Below are 18,783 nucleotides of genomic sequence, written 5' to 3' on the forward strand. Positions count from 1 at the left end.
GATTATTTACTAACAAAAATAAATTGGTGCGGGTGAAGGGAGTCGAACCCCCACGCCTTGCGGCGCCAGATCCTAAGTCTGGTGCGTCTGCCAATTCCGCCACACCCGCATATTCAAATGGAAAGTTATTTTCACTATCGTGAAAAAACTTTGGTGAGCCATGAAGGACTCGAACCTTCGACCCTCTGATTAAAAGTCAGATGCTCTACCAACTGAGCTAATGGCTCGAATAAAGAATATTTCTCTAAACTCGTTAATTCTGCGCATGTCTCCGCTGATATAAAATCAACGTTGCAAGAAGTATGGTGCCGGCGAGAGGACTTGAACCCCCAACCTACTGATTACAAGTCAGTTGCTCTACCAATTGAGCTACCCCGGCACATATTAATAATAGTTTCTCTTTATAGAAGAAAATTATGGTGGAGGATGACGGGATCGAACCGCCGACCCTCTGCTTGTAAGGCAGATGCTCTCCCAGCTGAGCTAATCCTCCATATAATACAGCCTGGCAACGTCCTACTCTCACAGGGACAAAGTCCCAACTACCATCGGCGCTGAGAAGCTTAACTTCCGTGTTCGGTATGGGAACGGGTGTGACCTTCTCGCCATTATTACCAGACTGTTTTTGAGGTATCATTCCCTCAAAACTAGATAATCAGAAGAAGTACTTTGTAAAAACGAGTTCACCTTAAAATTGGTTAAGTCCTCGAACGATTAGTATCAGTCAGCTCCACACGTTACCGCGCTTCCACCTCTGACCTATCAACCTGATCATCTTTCAGGGTTCTTACTAGCTTGACGCTATGGGAAATCTCATCTTGAGGGGGGCTTCATGCTTAGATGCTTTCAGCACTTATCCCGTCCGCACATAGCTACCCAGCGATGCCTTTGGCAAGACAACTGGTACACCAGCGGTGCGTCCATCCCGGTCCTCTCGTACTAAGGACAGCTCCTCTCAAATTTCCTGCGCCCACGACGGATAGGGACCGAACTGTCTCACGACGTTCTGAACCCAGCTCGCGTACCGCTTTAATGGGCGAACAGCCCAACCCTTGGGACCGACTACAGCCCCAGGATGCGATGAGCCGACATCGAGGTGCCAAACCTCCCCGTCGATGTGGACTCTTGGGGGAGATAAGCCTGTTATCCCCGGGGTAGCTTTTATCCGTTGAGCGATGGCCCTTCCATGCGGAACCACCGGATCACTAAGCCCGACTTTCGTCCCTGCTCGACTTGTAGGTCTCGCAGTCAAGCTCCCTTGTGCCTTTACACTCTGCGAATGATTTCCAACCATTCTGAGGGAACCTTTGGGCGCCTCCGTTACTCTTTAGGAGGCGACCGCCCCAGTCAAACTGCCCACCTGACACTGTCTCCCACCCCGATAAGGGGTGCGGGTTAGAATTTCAATACAGCCAGGGTAGTATCCCACCGACGCCTCCACCGAAGCTGGCGCTCCGGTTTCTCAGGCTCCTACCTATCCTGTACAAGCTGTACCAAAATTCAATATCAGGCTACAGTAAAGCTCCACGGGGTCTTTCCGTCCTGTCGCGGGTAACCTGCATCTTCACAGGTACTATAATTTCACCGAGTCTCTCGTTGAGACAGTGCCCAGATCGTTACGCCTTTCGTGCGGGTCGGAACTTACCCGACAAGGAATTTCGCTACCTTAGGACCGTTATAGTTACGGCCGCCGTTTACTGGGGCTTCGATTCAGAGCTTCGCTTGCGCTAACCCCTCCTCTTAACCTTCCAGCACCGGGCAGGCGTCAGCCCCTATACTTCGCCTTGCGGCTTCGCAGAGACCTGTGTTTTTGCTAAACAGTCGCCTGGGCCTATTCACTGCGGCTCTTCGAGGCTATTCACCTCAAAAAGCACCCCTTCTCCCGAAGTTACGGGGTCATTTTGCCGAGTTCCTTAACGAGAGTTCTCTCGCTCACCTTAGGATTCTCTCCTCGCCTACCTGTGTCGGTTTGCGGTACGGGCACCTTTTATCTCGCTAGAGGCTTTTCTTGGCAGTGTGGAATCAGGAACTTCGGTACTATATTTCCCTCGGCATCACAGCTCAGCCTTAATGGTAAGCGGATTTTCCTACTTACCAGCCTAACTGCTTACACGCACATATCCAACAGTGCGCTTACCCTATCCTCCTGCGTCCCCCCATCACTCAAACGATAAAGAGGTGGTACAGGAATATCAACCTGTTGTCCATCGCCTACGCCTTTCGGCCTCGGCTTAGGTCCCGACTAACCCTGAGAGGACGAGCCTTCCTCAGGAAACCTTAGGCATACGGTGGATGGGATTCTCACCCATCTTTCGCTACTCATACCGGCATTCTCACTTCTAAGCGCTCCACCAGTCCTTACGGTCTAGCTTCAACGCCCTTAGAACGCTCTCCTACCACTGACACCATATGGTGTCAATCCACAGCTTCGGTGTTACGTTTAGCCCCGGTACATTTTCGGCGCAGAGTCACTCGACCAGTGAGCTATTACGCACTCTTTAAATGGTGGCTGCTTCTAAGCCAACATCCTGGTTGTCTAAGCAACTCCACATCCTTTTCCACTTAACGTAAACTTTGGGACCTTAGCTGGTGGTCTGGGCTGTTTCCCTTTTGACTACGGATCTTATCACTCGCAGTCTGACTCCCACGGATAAGTCTTTGGCATTCGGAGTTTGTCTGAATTCGGTAACCCGATGAGGGCCCCTAGTCCAAACAGTGCTCTACCTCCAAGACTCTTACAACGTGAGGCTAGCCCTAAAGCTATTTCGGAGAGAACCAGCTATCTCCAAGTTCGATTGGAATTTCTCCGCTACCCACACCTCATCCCCGCACTTTTCAACGTGCGTGGGTTCGGGCCTCCATCCAGTGTTACCTGGACTTCACCCTGGACATGGGTAGATCACCTGGTTTCGGGTCTACGACCACATACTCATACGCCCTATTCAGACTCGCTTTCGCTGCGGCTCCGTCTCTTCAACTTAACCTTGCATGGGATCGTAACTCGCCGGTTCATTCTACAAAAGGCACGCTATCACCCATTAACGGGCTCTAACTACTTGTAGGCACACGGTTTCAGGATCTCTTTCACTCCCCTTCCGGGGTGCTTTTCACCTTTCCCTCACGGTACTGGTTCACTATCGGTCACTAGGGAGTATTTAGCCTTGGGAGATGGTCCTCCCAGCTTCCGACCGGATTTCACGTGTCCGGCCGTACTCAGGATCCACTCAGGAGGGAACGAAGTTTCAACTACAGGGTTTTTACCTTCTATGACGGACCTTTCCAGATCGCTTCATCTACCCCGTTCCTTTGTAACTCCATGTTGAGTGTCCTACAACCCCAAGAGGCAAGCCTCTTGGTTTGGGCTATGTCCCGTTTCGCTCGCCGCTACTCAGGGAATCGCGTTTGCTTTCTCTTCCTCCGGGTACTTAGATGTTTCAGTTCCCCGGGTCTGCCTTCAATACCCTATGTATTCAGGTAAAGATACTACTCCATTACGAGCAGTGGGTTCCCCCATTCGGAAATCTCCGGATCAAAGCTTACTTACAGCTCCCCGAAGCATATCGGTGTTAGTCCCGTCCTTCATCGGCTCCTAGTGCCAAGGCATCCACCGTGCGCCCTTTCTAACTTAACCTAAATGGTTATACTCTTACTAAATAAGAGAGAAAAACTAAAATGGCGATTCTCGGTTTTACTTTGACTTCTTCTTACGATTATCTAGTTTTCAAAGAACGATTAAAAAAAGCTTTGAGAGAATTGCTCCCTCAAAACTAAACAAACAAGTAACAGTCAACGTTTTATCAGTCCACAAGGACTGCATTATCCTTAGAAAGGAGGTGATCCAGCCGCACCTTCCGATACGGCTACCTTGTTACGACTTCACCCCAATCATCTGTCCCACCTTAGGCGGCTGGCTCCTTACGGTTACCCCACCGACTTCGGGTGTTACAAACTCTCGTGGTGTGACGGGCGGTGTGTACAAGGCCCGGGAACGTATTCACCGCGGCATGCTGATCCGCGATTACTAGCGATTCCGGCTTCATGCAGGCGAGTTGCAGCCTGCAATCCGAACTGAGAATGGTTTTATGGGATTGGCTAAACCTCGCGGTCTTGCAGCCCTTTGTACCATCCATTGTAGCACGTGTGTAGCCCAGGTCATAAGGGGCATGATGATTTGACGTCATCCCCACCTTCCTCCGGTTTGTCACCGGCAGTCACCTTAGAGTGCCCAACTAAATGCTGGCAACTAAGATCAAGGGTTGCGCTCGTTGCGGGACTTAACCCAACATCTCACGACACGAGCTGACGACAACCATGCACCACCTGTCACTCTGTCCCCCGAAGGGGAAAGTCCTATCTCTAGGAGTGTCAGAGGATGTCAAGACCTGGTAAGGTTCTTCGCGTTGCTTCGAATTAAACCACATGCTCCACCGCTTGTGCGGGCCCCCGTCAATTCCTTTGAGTTTCAGCCTTGCGGCCGTACTCCCCAGGCGGAGTGCTTAATGCGTTAGCTGCAGCACTAAAGGGCGGAAACCCTCTAACACTTAGCACTCATCGTTTACGGCGTGGACTACCAGGGTATCTAATCCTGTTTGCTCCCCACGCTTTCGCGCCTCAGCGTCAGTTACAGACCAGAAAGCCGCCTTCGCCACTGGTGTTCCTCCACATCTCTACGCATTTCACCGCTACACGTGGAATTCCGCTTTCCTCTTCTGTACTCAAGTCCCCCAGTTTCCAATGACCCTCCACGGTTGAGCCGTGGGCTTTCACATCAGACTTAAAGGACCGCCTGCGCGCGCTTTACGCCCAATAATTCCGGACAACGCTTGCCACCTACGTATTACCGCGGCTGCTGGCACGTAGTTAGCCGTGGCTTTCTGGTTAGGTACCGTCAAGGTACCGGCAGTTACTCCGGTACTTGTTCTTCCCTAACAACAGAGCTTTACGACCCGAAGGCCTTCATCGCTCACGCGGCGTTGCTCCGTCAGACTTTCGTCCATTGCGGAAGATTCCCTACTGCTGCCTCCCGTAGGAGTCTGGGCCGTGTCTCAGTCCCAGTGTGGCCGATCACCCTCTCAGGTCGGCTACGCATCGTCGCCTTGGTGAGCCGTTACCTCACCAACTAGCTAATGCGCCGCGGGCCCATCTGTAAGTGTCAGCCGAAACCGACTTTCAACTTTCCCTCATGAGAGGAAAAGTATTATCCGGTATTAGCTCCGGTTTCCCGAAGTTATCCCAGTCTTACAGGCAGGTTGCCCACGTGTTACTCACCCGTCCGCCGCTAACCAAGAGGTGCAAGCACCTCAAGATTCGCTCGACTTGCATGTATTAGGCACGCCGCCAGCGTTCGTCCTGAGCCAGGATCAAACTCTCCAAGAAAGTTGATATAGCTCATTTTGTTACGTTGGCTTAGCTTTTTTAAAAAGCTAAAAAATTGTTTGTTGACGTTCTTGTTTGTTTAGTTTTCAAAGAACAATTTTTCATATCGCTCAAAAGCGACTTTATCATCTTACCAAGTTATTTTCTTAATGTCAATAACTTTTTGAAGAAGTTTTTTTAAAACATCGTTGTCTCGCAACAACAGATATTAATATACCACCATTAACGAATCAGTGCAATAGCTTTTCAAACATATTTATCTAATATACTAAAATAATAATTTTCAAATTACTTTTTTAAAAAATGACTGCGTTAAAAGTCTTTGTTGAATTTATTAATTTTTGAATCTAAATAAACGGAAAAATCTCGCTTATTTAGTAATTACTAATAAAAATAGCCTAAATAAACGGAGAGATTCCGTCTATTTACCCGAAATACGTTAAAATGGAGGTTTTTGCTTTGCTTAACCGGAAAACCTCCCCTTATTATCCCTAAAACAGTCTCCATTCTGCCTCTAACCGGAAAGTCTCCGCTTGTTTTACTTTCGCTGATTACTAGAGCGTAAATCAACTGCCTTATTTAACTTACCCAAAAAAATAAAGCACCAGTAACCTGGTGCTTCTGCCTCTTTAGCTTAACGATGACGCATTAATGGGAATAATAATACATCGCGAATCGATGGAGAGTTAGTTAACAGCATAACAAGACGATCAATACCGATTCCTAATCCACCTGTAGGAGGCATACCATACTCTAATGCCTCTACAAAGTCTTCATCCATTTCATGAGCTTCATCATTACCCTGTTCACGTTCTTTTAATTGGGCTTCAAAACGTTCTCTTTGGTCAATCGGGTCATTTAATTCAGTAAATGCATTCGCATGTTCCCGTGCAACAATAAATAATTCGAACCGATCAGTAAATCTTGGGTCTTCTTCGTTTTTCTTAGCAAGTGGAGAAATCTCAACTGGATGTCCATAAATAAAAGTTGGCTGTATTAACTTTTCTTCAACCTTTTGCTCGAAGAATTCATTAACAATATGGCCATATAGCATATGTTCGGTAATTTCTACGCCATGATCCTTCGCAAGCGCACGGGCCTCTTCTACACTCATTTGTTTCCAGAAGTCTACTCCAGTATATTCTTTTATAGCGTCTACCATGTGCAGTCTTTTCCACTCTGGCTTTAGGTTGACTTCATATTCTCCGTATTGGACAGTAGTGGAACCTAATACTTCTTGAGCAATGTGTGCAATTAGATTTTCAGTCAGACTCATAATATCTTGATAATCTGCATATGCCTCGTACAGCTCAATCATCGTAAATTCTGGATTGTGTCGTGTAGAAACCCCTTCATTACGGAATACTCGGCCAATTTCATAAACCTTCTCAAGTCCGCCTACAATTAAACGTTTTAAGTGGAGTTCAATAGCGATACGCATGTAAAGTTCCATATCAAGTGCATTATGGTGGGTAATAAACGGTCTTGCAGAAGCACCTCCGGCAATCGAGTGCATCATCGGTGTTTCAACCTCTAAATAGCCATTGTCATCAAGGTAACGGCGCATAGCTTGGATGATTTTACTTCGTGTAATAAAGGTCTCTCTGCTTTCTTGGCTGACAATTAAGTCTAGGTAACGCTGACGGTAACGCTGCTCTACATCTTTAAGTCCATGGAACTTATCTGGTAAAGGTCGAAGCGCCTTTGTTAAAAATGTATAATTTTGAACCTTAACGGATAATTCTCCAACCTTTGTTTTAAATAAGGTTCCTGTAACACCGATGATATCTCCTAAATCGGATGAATCAAATACTTCATAAGCTTCTGCGCCAATCGCGTCCACTCTAACATATACTTGAATTTGTCCAGTAAGGTCTTGGATATTAGCAAACCCCGCTTTACCTTTTCCGCGCTTAGTCATCATCCGGCCTGCAAGAGTTACTTCCACATTCTTTGTCTCAAGCTCTTCCTTCTCTAACTCTCCATATTGTTCTACTAGCTCACTAATATTATGAGTACGTTCAAAGCGTTTACCAAACGGATCCAGTCCATTGTCACGCATCGTATTCATCTTTTCTCGTCTGACCCTCAGCTGGTCATTTAATTCTTCTTGACTCATACTTTATCAACTCCCATTACTTCTTTTTATGTAAACTAAGATTCAATCCCGTAAATAGTTCACTTTTTATGCATACTTTATTATTCTACACAATCTAAACAATTCAGACATCAAAAAAGATTAATATAAAAGAAAACTGCCAGTTATTTTACTGGCAGTGCTCCTTAAACAAAAACATTATAGAAAAGCTTATTGTTAAAGTCAAATTTATCCTACGATTACCTGGCTTTCATTCTCTTCTGCTTCTGCAGCTAAACCATTTAACAATCCTACTAATTCGTCACGAGTATTACACTCATTAACAGCAATTCTCACTCGTGCATTTCCTCTTACACCTTTTAAGTACCATGCCGCATGCTTACGCATTTCACGGACAGCAATATATTCATCCTTAAGGGCAATTAAACGGTCAAGGTGCAGGATACAAACATCCATTTTTTCACGGACTGTTGGTTCTTCCATCAATTTTCCTGTCTCAAGGTACTGCACAGTACGGTAAATCATCCATGGGTTTCCCAGGGCTGCTCTTCCGATCATTACACCATCTACACCTGTTTCATCCAGCATTCTTTTCGCGTCCTGTGGAGTTTGGACATCACCATTACCGATTAACGGAATATTTATAGACTGCTTTACTTCTCTTATTATATCCCAGTTTGCTTTTCCTTCATACATCTGAACACGCGTACGTCCATGAAGTGCAATTGCTTTACCGCCGGCTCTTTCTACTGCTTGTGCATTTTTGACAGCAAAGATATGCTCGTCATCCCACCCCATACGCATTTTAACAGTCACCGGCTTTTCTACTGCGTCTACAACAGCAGAAACCATCTCATAAATTTTATCTGGGTCTAACAGCCATTTCGCTCCAGCGTCACATTTTGTGATTTTTGGAACCGGGCACCCCATATTAATATCTATAATATCTGCATTTGTATTTCTATCTACAAATTTTGCCGCTTCCACGAGTGTTTCCTTTTCGCCACCAAAAATTTGCAGACTTAATGGTTTTTCACGCTCGTCGATGTAAAGCATATTCATTGTCTTTTCGTTCTTAATGACAATTCCCTTATCGCTGACCATCTCGGCACAAACCAAACCAGCTCCGAACTCCTTAACTGTTAAACGGAAGGCAGAGTTGCATACACCAGCCATCGGCGCTAACACAACTTGATTTTTCATTTCAATGTTGCCGATTTTTAACATGCTTTTATTACCTCCCTATTCATTAGGTGAAAGTTCTTCTATAGTAATATTTAAGGTTTGACCGATCTTTTTTAACAGCTCACCTGTAGGCAGGCGATTACCTCTTTCAATCTCCCCAATAATTGATACTGATACACCAAGCTCCCTCGAGAAGCTCTCCTGTGTGTAGCCCTTTAGTTTCCGATAGGCTCGAATACGTCTTCCCCATTTTTCCGCTTCCATACTCGGACTCCTTCTTTGTTAGCTAATTCTTCTATCCATACTTCAAGTGGTTTCTCTGTATTTGGAATGGTGATGTTTGGATTTATCTCTGACAAAGGAATCATAACAAAATTCCGCTCTAGCATCCGTGGGTGCGGAATCATAAGTTTCTCTGATTTTATATTTTCTTGATTATAGAGGAGGATGTCAAGATCCACTGTTCTTGGCCCCCACATAATTTCCCGTTTTCTTCCAAGTTCTAATTCGACTTTTAGACAAAAATCTAATAATTCGAACGCGCTCAAGTCAGTCTGAATCTCCATCACCATATTTAAAAACAAATCTTGTTCCTCATATCCGACGGGGTCCGTTTCATAAACGGAGGAGGTATTTACCAATTGAATTTTCGAATGGCTCACTAGACGTTCAACCGCTTTCGATAAATAATCATACCTGTCCCCGATATTAGATCCAAGGGCAATAAATGCTGTATTTCCCATTTTTATCTACTCCTTGTAATTTCTACTGCAACGGACCGATAGTGACCAGGGATTGGCGGATCTGGTTTAATTACCTTTATTGTTACCTCAGAAACAAGAGTAAATTGCTTCAAAACGGTTTGTGCAATTTTTTCTGCGATAGCTTCAACAAGCTTATATGGCTTTCCCTCAACAATTTCCTTACACACTTGAAATAACTCACCATAGTTTACTGAATACTCAAGTGCATCCGTTTCTCCAGCCTTTTTTAAATCTACTAATACCATTAAATCTATAATAAATCGCTGTCCAAGTTTAGTTTCCTCAGGGAAGACGCCATGATAACCGTAGAATTCCATTTGGTTTACAAATATTTTATCCAAGGCAACCACCCTTCCCCATTAGAATATCCATCATTTTTGCCATTCTGCTCATTTCTTTAACATCATGGATTCGAATGATTTGACATCCCTTTTGTATACCATAACAAACCGTTGCCCCGGTCCCTTCCATTCTTTCCTTTACCGGAAGATCTAGCGCTTGTCCAATCATGGATTTTTTAGAGGTGCCTAAAAGCACGGGATAACCTAGAGCCGTCAACGTGTCTAAGTGCTGCATCATCAAAATGTTCTCTTTGAAATCTTTTGCGAAACCGATTCCAGGGTCAAGGATAATCTGATCATCTTTTACACCAGCTTGTTTTACAATGTTGATGCTTTCGTACAAGTCATTTAGCACATCTCTAATAAAATGTGAATAATTTCGATCATGACGATTATGCATAAGGATAATCGGAACTTGGTATTGTGCAGCAACAGCTGCCATTTTTCCGTCAGCTTTCGCACCCCAAATATCGTTAATAATATGGGCACCTGCCTCTACTGCCGCTTGAGCAACTTGGGCTTTATAAGTATCAATAGAAATAGGAACACTCACTTGTTTAGAAATAGCTTCAATAAGTGGGACAACACGTTCTATTTCTTCCTCATCAGAAATTACGGTATAACCAGGACGCGTTGATTCACCGCCTATATCAATTATATCCGCTCCATTTTTAACCATTTCTTTGGCACGCTCAACGGCCTGTTCTATATTGTTGTATTTACCGCCATCTGAGAAGGAATCAGGAGTTGCATTTAATATCCCCATAATGATGGTTTTTTTATCGAAGTCTAATGTATATGGTCCACATTTCAATCCTGCTGTCTGCATCCTTAAAGCCACCCTCATTTTAGATTTACTTCTTACATCATACTAGAAAAATGTTTTTTATAGCAAAAAAAAGAGGCTTTAGCTTTACGCTATAACCTCTTTCTTGAGATTTTATTAGCCTTCATATTGGTAAAGAGGTGTACTTAAATAACGTTCGCCATTGTCTGGAATAATAGCAAGTACCTTTTTACCTTTTCCTAGTTTCTTGGCAACTTCTAAAGCGGCATGAATCGCTGCTCCAGAAGAGATACCACCTAGGATTCCTTCTTCTTTGGCTGCTCTGCGTGAAGCTGTGAATGCTTCTTCTGATTGAACTTGAATCACTTCATCATATACATCTGTACTTAAAACGGCAGGAACAAATCCTGCTCCAATTCCTTGGATTTTGTGCGGACCTGGCTTACCGCCAGATAATACAGGCGAATCAGTAGGCTCTACCGCATAAATTTTTACATTTGGGAACTTCTCACGAATAACTTGACCTGCACCTGTGATCGTACCGCCAGTACCGATACCTGCAACAAATGCGTCAAGTTGATCCATTTGCTCCACGATTTCCTTACCAGTAGTTCTACGGTGTACTTCAGGGTTTGCTTCATTTTCGAACTGCTGAGGTACGAAATATCCGTTTTCAGCAGCAAGTGCATTAGCCTTTGAAATAGCACCCTTCATCCCTTCAGGTCCTGGAGTAAGTACTAATTCTGCTCCGTATGCACGAAGTAAGTTTCTTCTTTCTAAGCTCATTGTTTCAGGCATAACAAAGATCGCCTTGTATCCTTTAGCTGCTGCAACCATTGCTAAACCGATACCTGTATTTCCACTTGTAGGCTCAATAATCGTATCGACTCCAGGCTTAATTAAACCCTTCTCTTCTGCTGCTTCAATCATTGCTAAAGCAATACGGTCTTTTACACTACTGCCAGGGTTAAAATATTCAAGCTTTAAAAAAACCTCTGCGCTGTTTTCATCTACTAATCTGTTTAATTTAACAATAGGAGTCTGACCAACTAATTCTGCAACTGAATTTGCTACACGTACCATTAGAGCACCTCTTTCTTTATTCCGAGTATTTTTATTGGTATTATAATGAATTTACCAGTTTTCTGATAGTTTTGTCAACCATTTAAGACTTCATAAATGCCAAAAAAATCAATTTTCTCTTGGACTACATAAAAATAAAAGCACAGAAAAACTTCTGTACTTCACTTAATTTGCTTCTTTATTTCCATAGAACCAATCTACCTTCACTTCTTCCCAGAAGGTTTGAGCAGATGCTGAACTTTTCATTTGTTCAAGTGCAATTTCACGACGAATTTGTTGTTTAACATCTTTATAAGAATACTTTTTACCCTTTATTTTTCCTTCGAGCTTAACAATAGCAAAACCCTGTTCTACTTGGATAGGATCACTCCATGAACCTTCTTTTAATTTCTTTACCGCGGTTAAATATTCAGAAGGGTAGCGTTCCTCCCCTTCGATTAGATAACCTATATCCCCGCCTTCATTGGCAGAAAACTCTTCAATTGAGCGTTCCATAGCCAATGCCGAGAAACTAGAACCTTGCTCGAGTTCCTTGATTGCCCTTTCCGCTTCATCACTTGATTTGACAATAATATGTGATACATGAAAAGCATCAGGAATTGTAAAAAGTTCTTTATTTTCCTCAAAATAGGCTATCATCTCTTTTTCAGAAACCTTTACGTCTCTTGTAAGAATTTCTTCCTGCAAGAGACTGATTCGGATATGCTGTTTCCATTTCTTCTCAGATGTCTTTTTATTTTCACTTGGCGTGCTATATGTAGTTTGAAGGATTCTATATTCGCGTTCCACATCTTTTTCGGAAACCTTAATGTTATATTTAGCTGCCATTTCTTTTATCACTTTTTGGTCAATCATATCTTTCAGAACATCTTTTCCGTATCTTGCCTCTAATTCATTGAGCCATTGCTGCCTCGTAATATCACTTTTCCCCACTGTCGCAACGACCTCTTCGCTGACGGTTGTCCCGTTTATCTCTTTGACTTTAGCAAGGAAAAAGATAAGTGTTAGACAGTTCAACAGAATAAGTGCTGCGATCACATACCATAGCTGCTTACGCCTCAATTACTCCTCCCCCCGCGCTTTATTTTGCCTGACTCTTCAATTCCTCTAGCTCTTCTTTTGTGAATAGATACTTTTCATTACAAAAATGACAGTGTGCTTCAGCCTGTCCGTCTTCCGTAATCATATCGTCTATTTCGCCTCTTCCTAAACCAACTATCGCATCAGCGAAACGATTCTTTGAGCAGACACACTTAAATTGAACAGGCATTGTCTCCAAGACATTGACCTTATCCTTACCAAAAAGTTCTTCCAAAATTTCTTCTGGTGTTAGACCTTGCTTTACCAATGTTGAGATAGGTGCAATTGTTTTTAATCGTTCCTCTACCATAGTAATGGTCTCATCTTTAACTCCAGGCATTAGTTGAAAAATAAATCCTCCTGCAGCAAGAATGCTATCATCAGGATTTACAAGCACACCCACTCCAACGGAGGATGGTACCTGCTCTGAAGTTGCAAAGTAATAGGTGAAGTCTTCACCTAATTCACCAGAAACGATTGGTACTAGACCAGAGAAGAAGTCACGAAGACCTGTATCTTTAACAACAGACAGAGTACCCTCAGTTCCTACCGCACGGCGCACATCTAATTTCCCATGCTCATTTGCTTCAAAGTCAACTTGGGGATTTGATACATAGCCACGAACATCCCCCTTAGCATTGCTATCTACTAAGATGACGCCGATTGGTCCGCCCCCGTCAATTTTAATGGTTAATTTGTCTTCACCCTTTAACATTGCCCCCATCATAACTCCAGCGGTCAGGGAACGCCCTAATGCTGCTGAGGCAGTGCGCCATGTTTGGTGCCGGCGCTGTGCTTCTGAAACGATTTCCGTAGAACGGACAGCATATGCTCTAATTTGGCCATCATAGGCCAATGCTTTTATTAAATAATCACTCATTATGTAGCTCCTTTCTAGTTGCTATTTCTTATAGTATCCATATTCCTTTTATAGATTAGCTGTAATCCTTTTAAAGTTAAAAATGGATCGACAATATCAATGATTTTTGATTCTTGGGCGATTAAAGAGGATAAACCGCCCGTCGCGATGACTGTTGGTTTTTGTTCACTTTGGTCCATCATTCTTTTTACGATTCCTTCGACCTGCCCTACATACCCGTAGACAATTCCTGCCTGCATGGCCGCAACTGTATTTTTACCAATTACACCTTCTGGACGAGCTATTTCTATCCTTGGCAGCTTTGCAGCCTTTGAATATAAAGCCTCTGTCGAAATACCAATTCCTGGTGCAATAGCACCTCCCATATATTGCCGCTGTTCATTGATATAGCAATATGTGGTTGCGGTCCCAAAATCGACAATAATCAAAGGGCTTCCATATTCATGTATGGCTGCCACTGCATTCACGATTCGATCAGCGCCTACTTCTCTAGGATTTTCATACTTAATATTTAACCCAGTTTTTATTCCTGGCCCCACTACCAACGGGGTAAGGTGGAAGTATTTTTTACACATTCTTTCTAAAGCAAACATGATTGGTGGTACAACGGATGAAATGATAATTCCATCAATTTGCGAAAACGAGAGGCCTGAAGCATCAAAAAGGTTTTTAATAACCATTCCAAATTCATCTTCTGTTCGGTTCCTGTTCGTTTCGACACGCCAGTGATATTTAAGTTCTTCTCCTTTATATACACCTAAAACTGTATTGGTATTCCCTACATCAAATACGAAAATCAAAAGAATCACTCACTTTTCTGATTTTTCTTGTCTAGCTTCGGGCGCCATCGGCTCGGGTCATAAGCAATCCGTCAAGAAGGTAAAAACCAACCTTCATGCCGGATTAACTTATGCCTGTCGCCGATAGGCCTAAGGAAAACTCCCTAGAATAACCCTCGCAGGAACAAGCCGCTTTTTGCTTGTTCCGAAGGCGCCCTACGCATTTCAATAATGGTACACTGCAAACATCATATCATAATTACTTTTTATCGTGAAAAAAAGAGTGCTTTTATATAGCACTCTTTTTAAGATATCTACTTATCCTCAGTTTCAGAAGGCTGACTAGGTGGTTCTTCATCCTTCTTCGTGCTGATATTTACTTTTACATCATCAATTTTCTTTGTTTCCACTGGTTTAAATCCTTCAAGCTCTGCAGCAGATTCCGGCATACGGCCATTTTGAATTAAGTATTCAATTTGTTCTGCATTTAGCGTTTCAACTTCAAGAAGTGTCTTCGCAATCAGATCAAGTTTATCACGATTCTCAGTGAGAATGGTTTTAGCTCTTTCATAACATTCTTTGAGAATGCGTTGAATTTCAAGGTCAATTTCAAAGGCAATTGCATCTGAATAGTTTTGTTCATTGTGAATGTCACGGCCTAAGAATACCTGACCGCCTGAAGCCTGACCAAATTGACCAACTCCAAGTTTATCACTCATACCAAACTCAGTGACCATTCTGCGGGCAATCCCTGTTGCACGTTGGAAGTCGTTATGAGCACCTGTACTTACTTCACCGAAAACAATCTCTTCGGCAACACGTCCGCCCAATAAACCAACGATTTTATCCAGTAATTCAGGTTTTGTCATAAAGTAACGGTCTTCCCTTGGAAGCATAACTGCGTAACCGCCCGCTTGACCACGAGGAACAATCGTAACCTTATGAACCATATCTGCCTCATTTAAGATTAACCCGATTACTGTATGCCCACCTTCATGGAAAGCAACAATGCGGCGTTCTTTAGCAGAAATAACACGTGTCTTCTTCGCTGGCCCTGCAATAACCCTGTCTGTTGCTTCATCAATATCTTCCATGTCGACCTTTTTCTTATTCTGACGCGCTGCCACTAAGGCCGCTTCATTCAATAAGTTTTCTAAGTCTGCACCAGAAAAACCAGGTGTTCTCATGGCAATATTTTTTAAGTTAACAGATTCATCTAAAGGTTTGTTCTTTGCATGCACTTTTAGAACTGCTTCACGACCATTTACATCTGGGCGGTCTACAGTAATTTGACGGTCAAAACGTCCAGGACGTAATAATGCAGGGTCTAATATATCAGGACGGTTTGTTGCAGCAATAATGATAATTCCTTCATTAGCGCCGAATCCATCCATTTCAACTAGCAATTGATTCAATGTTTGCTCACGTTCATCGTGACCGCCGCCTAAACCTGCACCACGTTGACGACCAACTGCATCAATTTCATCGATAAAAATGATACAAGGAGCATTTTTCTTTGCATTTTCAAATAAATCACGTACACGGGAGGCACCGACCCCGACAAACATTTCAACGAAGTCAGATCCACTAATAGAGAAGAAAGGAACACCTGCTTCACCTGCTACTGCACGTGCAAGTAATGTTTTACCTGTTCCTGGAGGACCTACAAGCAGGACCCCTTTAGGAATACGTGCACCAAGTTCAGCAAACTTTCTTGGATCTTTTAGGAATTCAACCACTTCGACTAATTCTTGTTTCTCTTCATCTGCACCTGCTACATCCTTAAATCGAGCCTTCTTCTTGTCATCGTTATAAAGTTTTGCTTTACTCTTACCAAAGTTCATTACACGGCTGCCGCCGCCTTGAGCTTGGTTTAATAAGAAGAAGAATAGGATAAAGATGATGACAAATGGAATGATGGAAGTAAAGAATGTTACCCATCCGCTTGTTTCCTTAGCAGGCATTACTTCTACCTTAGAACCTGCTGCATCAATACGCTCCAAGATTTTTTCACTATTAGGAACGTATGTTAAAAAGTTCTTACCGTCTTTTACCCCTTTTTCAAACTGCCCCCGAACTTCAAAGACACCACGTTCAGGCTGCATAGAAAATGAATCCACTTCATTCGCTTCTAAATGGTCAACAAACTCATTATAGGAAATGTTATCCGTAGGTTCGTTGCTGCCATTAAAGAAGCTTACCACGCCAATAATGACTAAAAATATCAATAAATAAAAGATGGTATTACGGAAAATCCGATTCATCTCTTACCTCCTCCCGCGATAAAAACTTTTTTAGATAGTATCATAGAAAATCATTCCAATTCTTAAATTACTGTTTTTAACTGGGTTAAACCAATGTTGTCAACTTACATTTGCAATAGCCTTTTTAGTTTTCACTTAAAGATTATCGCTATATACTTCCGGCTTTAAAACACCAATATATGGAAGATTTCGGTATTTTTCGATATAATCTAATCCATACCCAACCACAAATTCATCTGGGACAATAAAACCTACATAATCTGCCTTTATTGCACTCTTCCTTCCTGTTGGTTTGTCAAGTAAGGTAACAATTTTGATTGACTTTGCCTTTCGGTAACGGAATAAATCAACTAGATAGCTTAAGGTCAAACCGCTATCGATAATATCCTCAATAATCAGGATATCTCTTCCTTCAACTGAAGTATCTAAATCCTTTAGGATTTTTACTTCTCCTGAAGAAACCATAGCAGACCCATAGCTCGATACATCCATGAAATCCATTTCCAAATAGCAATCCATTCTTTTAAGTAAATCAGCCATAAATGGCATTGCACCCTTTAAGACACCAATTGCAAGTGGAAAGCGATCCTGATACTCTTCAGTTAATTGAGCACCTAATTCTTTGATTTTCCCCTGAATTTCTTCTTCAGAAAATAATACCTTTTCAATATCCTGTTTCATAATAACTGTGCCTCCTAGAAGAATCATTACTTATGATATGTGAGTAGTATATACTGACTTGTTGAATGATTAATGCCTTCAAAAGCTGACTTTTTTATTCCAGGAAGCCAAAGAATACACCCATTTTTGTCAGTAATTACAGGCCATGCATCACGATCCTGGATTGGAATTTTGCTATCGATAAAAATATCTTTTAGCTTTTTTGTTCCTGACATTCCTTTCAGGTTCATGCGATCCCCCATTTTTCTTGTTCGAATCTCAATGGGCAGTTTAATCTGGTCAGCAGGAAATAATGCATAATTTCCTTTTGTTTCAATGTTTTTCTTATCATCAATAACATCCATTTTTATACTTGCCCCATTAGGTAATTCAAGCTCGCCTGGTTCCGTCACTTTGAAAGAATACGCGCCAGATTCACTTACTTCAAATTGGAAAGAGAGTAGTGAATACGATCGAATGACCTTTAAACCGTTGGGAAAATCAAGTGTTTTAGAAGGATGATGATGTCGAATTAAAGATAGAACATGCTCAATATGTAAAGCAGAAAGTGACACTGGTATTACTTTGTAAAGATAGTTTAATATTAGTTGAATACCTCTTCTTTGTAAAGAAATTGGCATTTCCAAAAAGGGAATTATGTCAATGGTAATTTTATTCTTTTCTCTCTTTTTCATTACTTTATTCATTCTTTGGACAGTTAATTCCTGAAGAAGTATTTCATCCTCCTGCAGTTCTTCACTAAACCGTTGAAAATGTTCATGCACATGCTGATTTTCCGCTTTTAAAAAGGGTAAAACTTCGTTTCGGAAGCGATTCCTGCTATAAATACTTTTTTTATTACTAGGATCTATTCTTGGGACCAAATTTTGCTTCTGACAGTATTCCGCAAGCTCTGCCTTCGTTAAGGATAAGAAAGGACGAAAAATGTATCCATTTTTAAGTGGTCTCATAAACGGAATACCGGCTCTTGCGGAGCCAGAACTTCCTCTCGTCAGGCGCATTAATATAGTCTCCACCTGATCATCTCCATGGTGACCAAGGGCTAGATAGTTACAACCATATTTATCCATGATTTTCTCAAAAAACTCATATCTTGCCTGTCTAGATGCCACCTGCGGATTTTTCTTTGTTTCCTTAATAATTTCAGGGACATTAATTCGTGCCATTTCAAAAGGGATGCACTTTTGCTCACAATAATCTTTCACGAATAGAGCATCTTCTAACGACTCTTGTCCACGAAACATATGATCCACATGTGCTGCAACAATCGAAAGGTTTTTTCTTCCCTGCTGTGTCCACAAATAGTGAAGCAAGGCAAGTGAATCTGGCCCCCCCGAAACACCAACCACCATTTTCTTATTTTCAAGTTGAAATGATTGTCGGTTAAGCAATGCTGCTACCTTTGCTTCTAACATTCTACATTCTTCCTTATAAAAAGTTTCTTTATTAATTTATTTGAATAAAC

The 18,783-nt window shown here is 42.4% G+C and carries 13 protein-coding genes, 4 tRNA genes and 3 rRNA genes; all 20 read right to left on the minus strand.

Annotated elements, in window-relative coordinates; genetic code table 11:
- Nucleotides 1–24 precede the first annotated feature (24 nt).
- Nucleotides 25–109, minus strand: a tRNA-Leu gene (locus ACN6MT_RS03615).
- Between the two features lie 42 nt (nt 110–151).
- Nucleotides 152–227 (minus strand) — tRNA-Lys (locus ACN6MT_RS03620).
- 76 nt (nt 228–303) lie between these two features.
- Nucleotides 304–379, minus strand: a tRNA-Thr gene (locus ACN6MT_RS03625).
- A gap of 38 nt (nt 380–417) precedes the next feature.
- Nucleotides 418–493, minus strand: a tRNA-Val gene (locus ACN6MT_RS03630).
- A 10-nt stretch (nt 494–503) separates the two neighbouring features.
- Nucleotides 504–619 (minus strand): 5S ribosomal RNA (gene rrf / locus ACN6MT_RS03635).
- A gap of 75 nt (nt 620–694) precedes the next feature.
- A 23S ribosomal RNA gene (locus ACN6MT_RS03640) occupies nt 695–3,631 on the minus strand.
- Nucleotides 3,632–3,826: 195 nt separating this feature from the next.
- Nucleotides 3,827–5,376, minus strand: a 16S ribosomal RNA gene (locus ACN6MT_RS03645).
- The 16S, 23S and 5S rRNA genes sit together here with 4 tRNA genes alongside, the layout of an rRNA operon.
- Nucleotides 5,377–6,010: 634 nt before the next feature.
- Complete coding sequence (gene lysS / locus ACN6MT_RS03650) at nt 6,011–7,495, minus strand: lysine--tRNA ligase (protein ID WP_419954805.1); 1,485 nt, start codon at nt 7,493–7,495, stop codon at nt 6,011–6,013.
- 207 nt (nt 7,496–7,702) lie between these two features.
- The gene (dusB, locus tag ACN6MT_RS03655; protein ID WP_419954806.1) at nt 7,703–8,701 is read right to left on the minus strand and encodes a tRNA dihydrouridine synthase DusB; all 999 of its coding nucleotides are present in this window, start codon (nt 8,699–8,701) and stop codon (nt 7,703–7,705) included.
- 15 nt (nt 8,702–8,716) lie between these two features.
- Entirely contained in the window at nt 8,717–8,923 is a 207-nt protein-coding gene (locus ACN6MT_RS03660) for a helix-turn-helix domain-containing protein (protein WP_063254864.1), read from the minus strand.
- Entirely contained in the window at nt 8,875–9,402 is a 528-nt protein-coding gene (gene folK / locus ACN6MT_RS03665) for a 2-amino-4-hydroxy-6-hydroxymethyldihydropteridine diphosphokinase (protein WP_419954807.1), read from the minus strand. Before folK ends, ACN6MT_RS03660 begins: the two co-directional genes overlap by 49 nt.
- 2 nt (nt 9,403–9,404) lie before the next feature.
- Complete coding sequence (folB, locus tag ACN6MT_RS03670) at nt 9,405–9,764, minus strand: dihydroneopterin aldolase (RefSeq protein WP_419954808.1); 360 nt, start codon at nt 9,762–9,764, stop codon at nt 9,405–9,407.
- Nucleotides 9,757–10,593 carry a dihydropteroate synthase gene (gene folP, locus ACN6MT_RS03675; protein WP_419954809.1) on the minus strand — a complete coding sequence of 279 codons (837 nt, stop codon included), beginning with the start codon at nt 10,591–10,593 and terminating at the stop codon, nt 9,757–9,759. Before folP ends, folB begins: the two co-directional genes overlap by 8 nt.
- A gap of 114 nt (nt 10,594–10,707) precedes the next feature.
- Nucleotides 10,708–11,634, minus strand: coding sequence for a cysteine synthase A (gene cysK / locus ACN6MT_RS03680; protein WP_063254868.1), 927 nt, complete (start codon nt 11,632–11,634; stop codon nt 10,708–10,710).
- A 165-nt stretch (nt 11,635–11,799) separates the two neighbouring features.
- Complete coding sequence (locus ACN6MT_RS03685) at nt 11,800–12,696, minus strand: peptidyl-prolyl cis-trans isomerase (protein ID WP_419954810.1); 897 nt, start codon at nt 12,694–12,696, stop codon at nt 11,800–11,802.
- A gap of 19 nt (nt 12,697–12,715) precedes the next feature.
- Nucleotides 12,716–13,594 (minus strand): Hsp33 family molecular chaperone HslO, encoded by an 879-nt coding sequence (hslO, locus tag ACN6MT_RS03690; RefSeq protein ID WP_419954811.1) that lies wholly within the window; start codon nt 13,592–13,594, stop codon nt 12,716–12,718.
- Nucleotides 13,595–13,608: 14 nt separating this feature from the next.
- Complete coding sequence (locus ACN6MT_RS03695) at nt 13,609–14,394, minus strand: type III pantothenate kinase (RefSeq protein WP_082799648.1); 786 nt, start codon at nt 14,392–14,394, stop codon at nt 13,609–13,611.
- A gap of 293 nt (nt 14,395–14,687) precedes the next feature.
- Nucleotides 14,688–16,637 (minus strand): ATP-dependent zinc metalloprotease FtsH, encoded by a 1,950-nt coding sequence (gene ftsH, locus ACN6MT_RS03700; RefSeq protein WP_063254871.1) that lies wholly within the window; start codon nt 16,635–16,637, stop codon nt 14,688–14,690.
- Nucleotides 16,638–16,772: 135 nt separating this feature from the next.
- Nucleotides 16,773–17,318 (minus strand): hypoxanthine phosphoribosyltransferase, encoded by a 546-nt coding sequence (hpt, locus tag ACN6MT_RS03705; protein WP_419954812.1) that lies wholly within the window; start codon nt 17,316–17,318, stop codon nt 16,773–16,775.
- 26 nt (nt 17,319–17,344) lie between these two features.
- A complete protein-coding gene (tilS, locus tag ACN6MT_RS03710) occupies nt 17,345–18,733 on the minus strand; it encodes a tRNA lysidine(34) synthetase TilS (protein ID WP_419954813.1) in 1,389 nt (462 codons plus the stop codon).
- Nucleotides 18,734–18,783 lie beyond the last annotated feature (50 nt).

Source organism: Neobacillus niacini (genome assembly GCF_048572935.1).
In the GTDB taxonomy this organism is placed as follows: Bacteria; Bacillota; Bacilli; order Bacillales; family Cytobacillaceae; genus Neobacillus; species Neobacillus niacini.

Bases quoted from the DNA above. Each gene is read 5' to 3' on its own strand.
- lysS (WP_419954805.1), bottom strand. From the start codon at position 7,495: ATGAGTCAAGAAGAATTAAATGACCAGCTGAGGGTCAGACGAGAAAAG.
- dusB (WP_419954806.1), bottom strand. From the start codon at position 8,701: ATGTTAAAAATCGGCAACATTGAAATGAAAAATCAAGTTGTGTTAGCG.
- ACN6MT_RS03660 (WP_063254864.1), bottom strand. From the start codon at position 8,923: ATGGAAGCGGAAAAATGGGGAAGACGTATTCGAGCCTATCGGAAACTA.
- folK (WP_419954807.1), bottom strand. From the start codon at position 9,402: ATGGGAAATACAGCATTTATTGCCCTTGGATCTAATATCGGGGACAGG.
- folP (WP_419954809.1), bottom strand. From the start codon at position 10,593: ATGCAGACAGCAGGATTGAAATGTGGACCATATACATTAGACTTCGAT.
- cysK (WP_063254868.1), bottom strand. From the start codon at position 11,634: ATGGTACGTGTAGCAAATTCAGTTGCAGAATTAGTTGGTCAGACTCCT.
- hslO (WP_419954811.1), bottom strand. From the start codon at position 13,594: ATGAGTGATTATTTAATAAAAGCATTGGCCTATGATGGCCAAATTAGA.
- ftsH (WP_063254871.1), bottom strand. From the start codon at position 16,637: ATGAATCGGATTTTCCGTAATACCATCTTTTATTTATTGATATTTTTA.
- hpt (WP_419954812.1), bottom strand. From the start codon at position 17,318: ATGAAACAGGATATTGAAAAGGTATTATTTTCTGAAGAAGAAATTCAG.
- tilS (WP_419954813.1), bottom strand. From the start codon at position 18,733: ATGTTAGAAGCAAAGGTAGCAGCATTGCTTAACCGACAATCATTTCAA.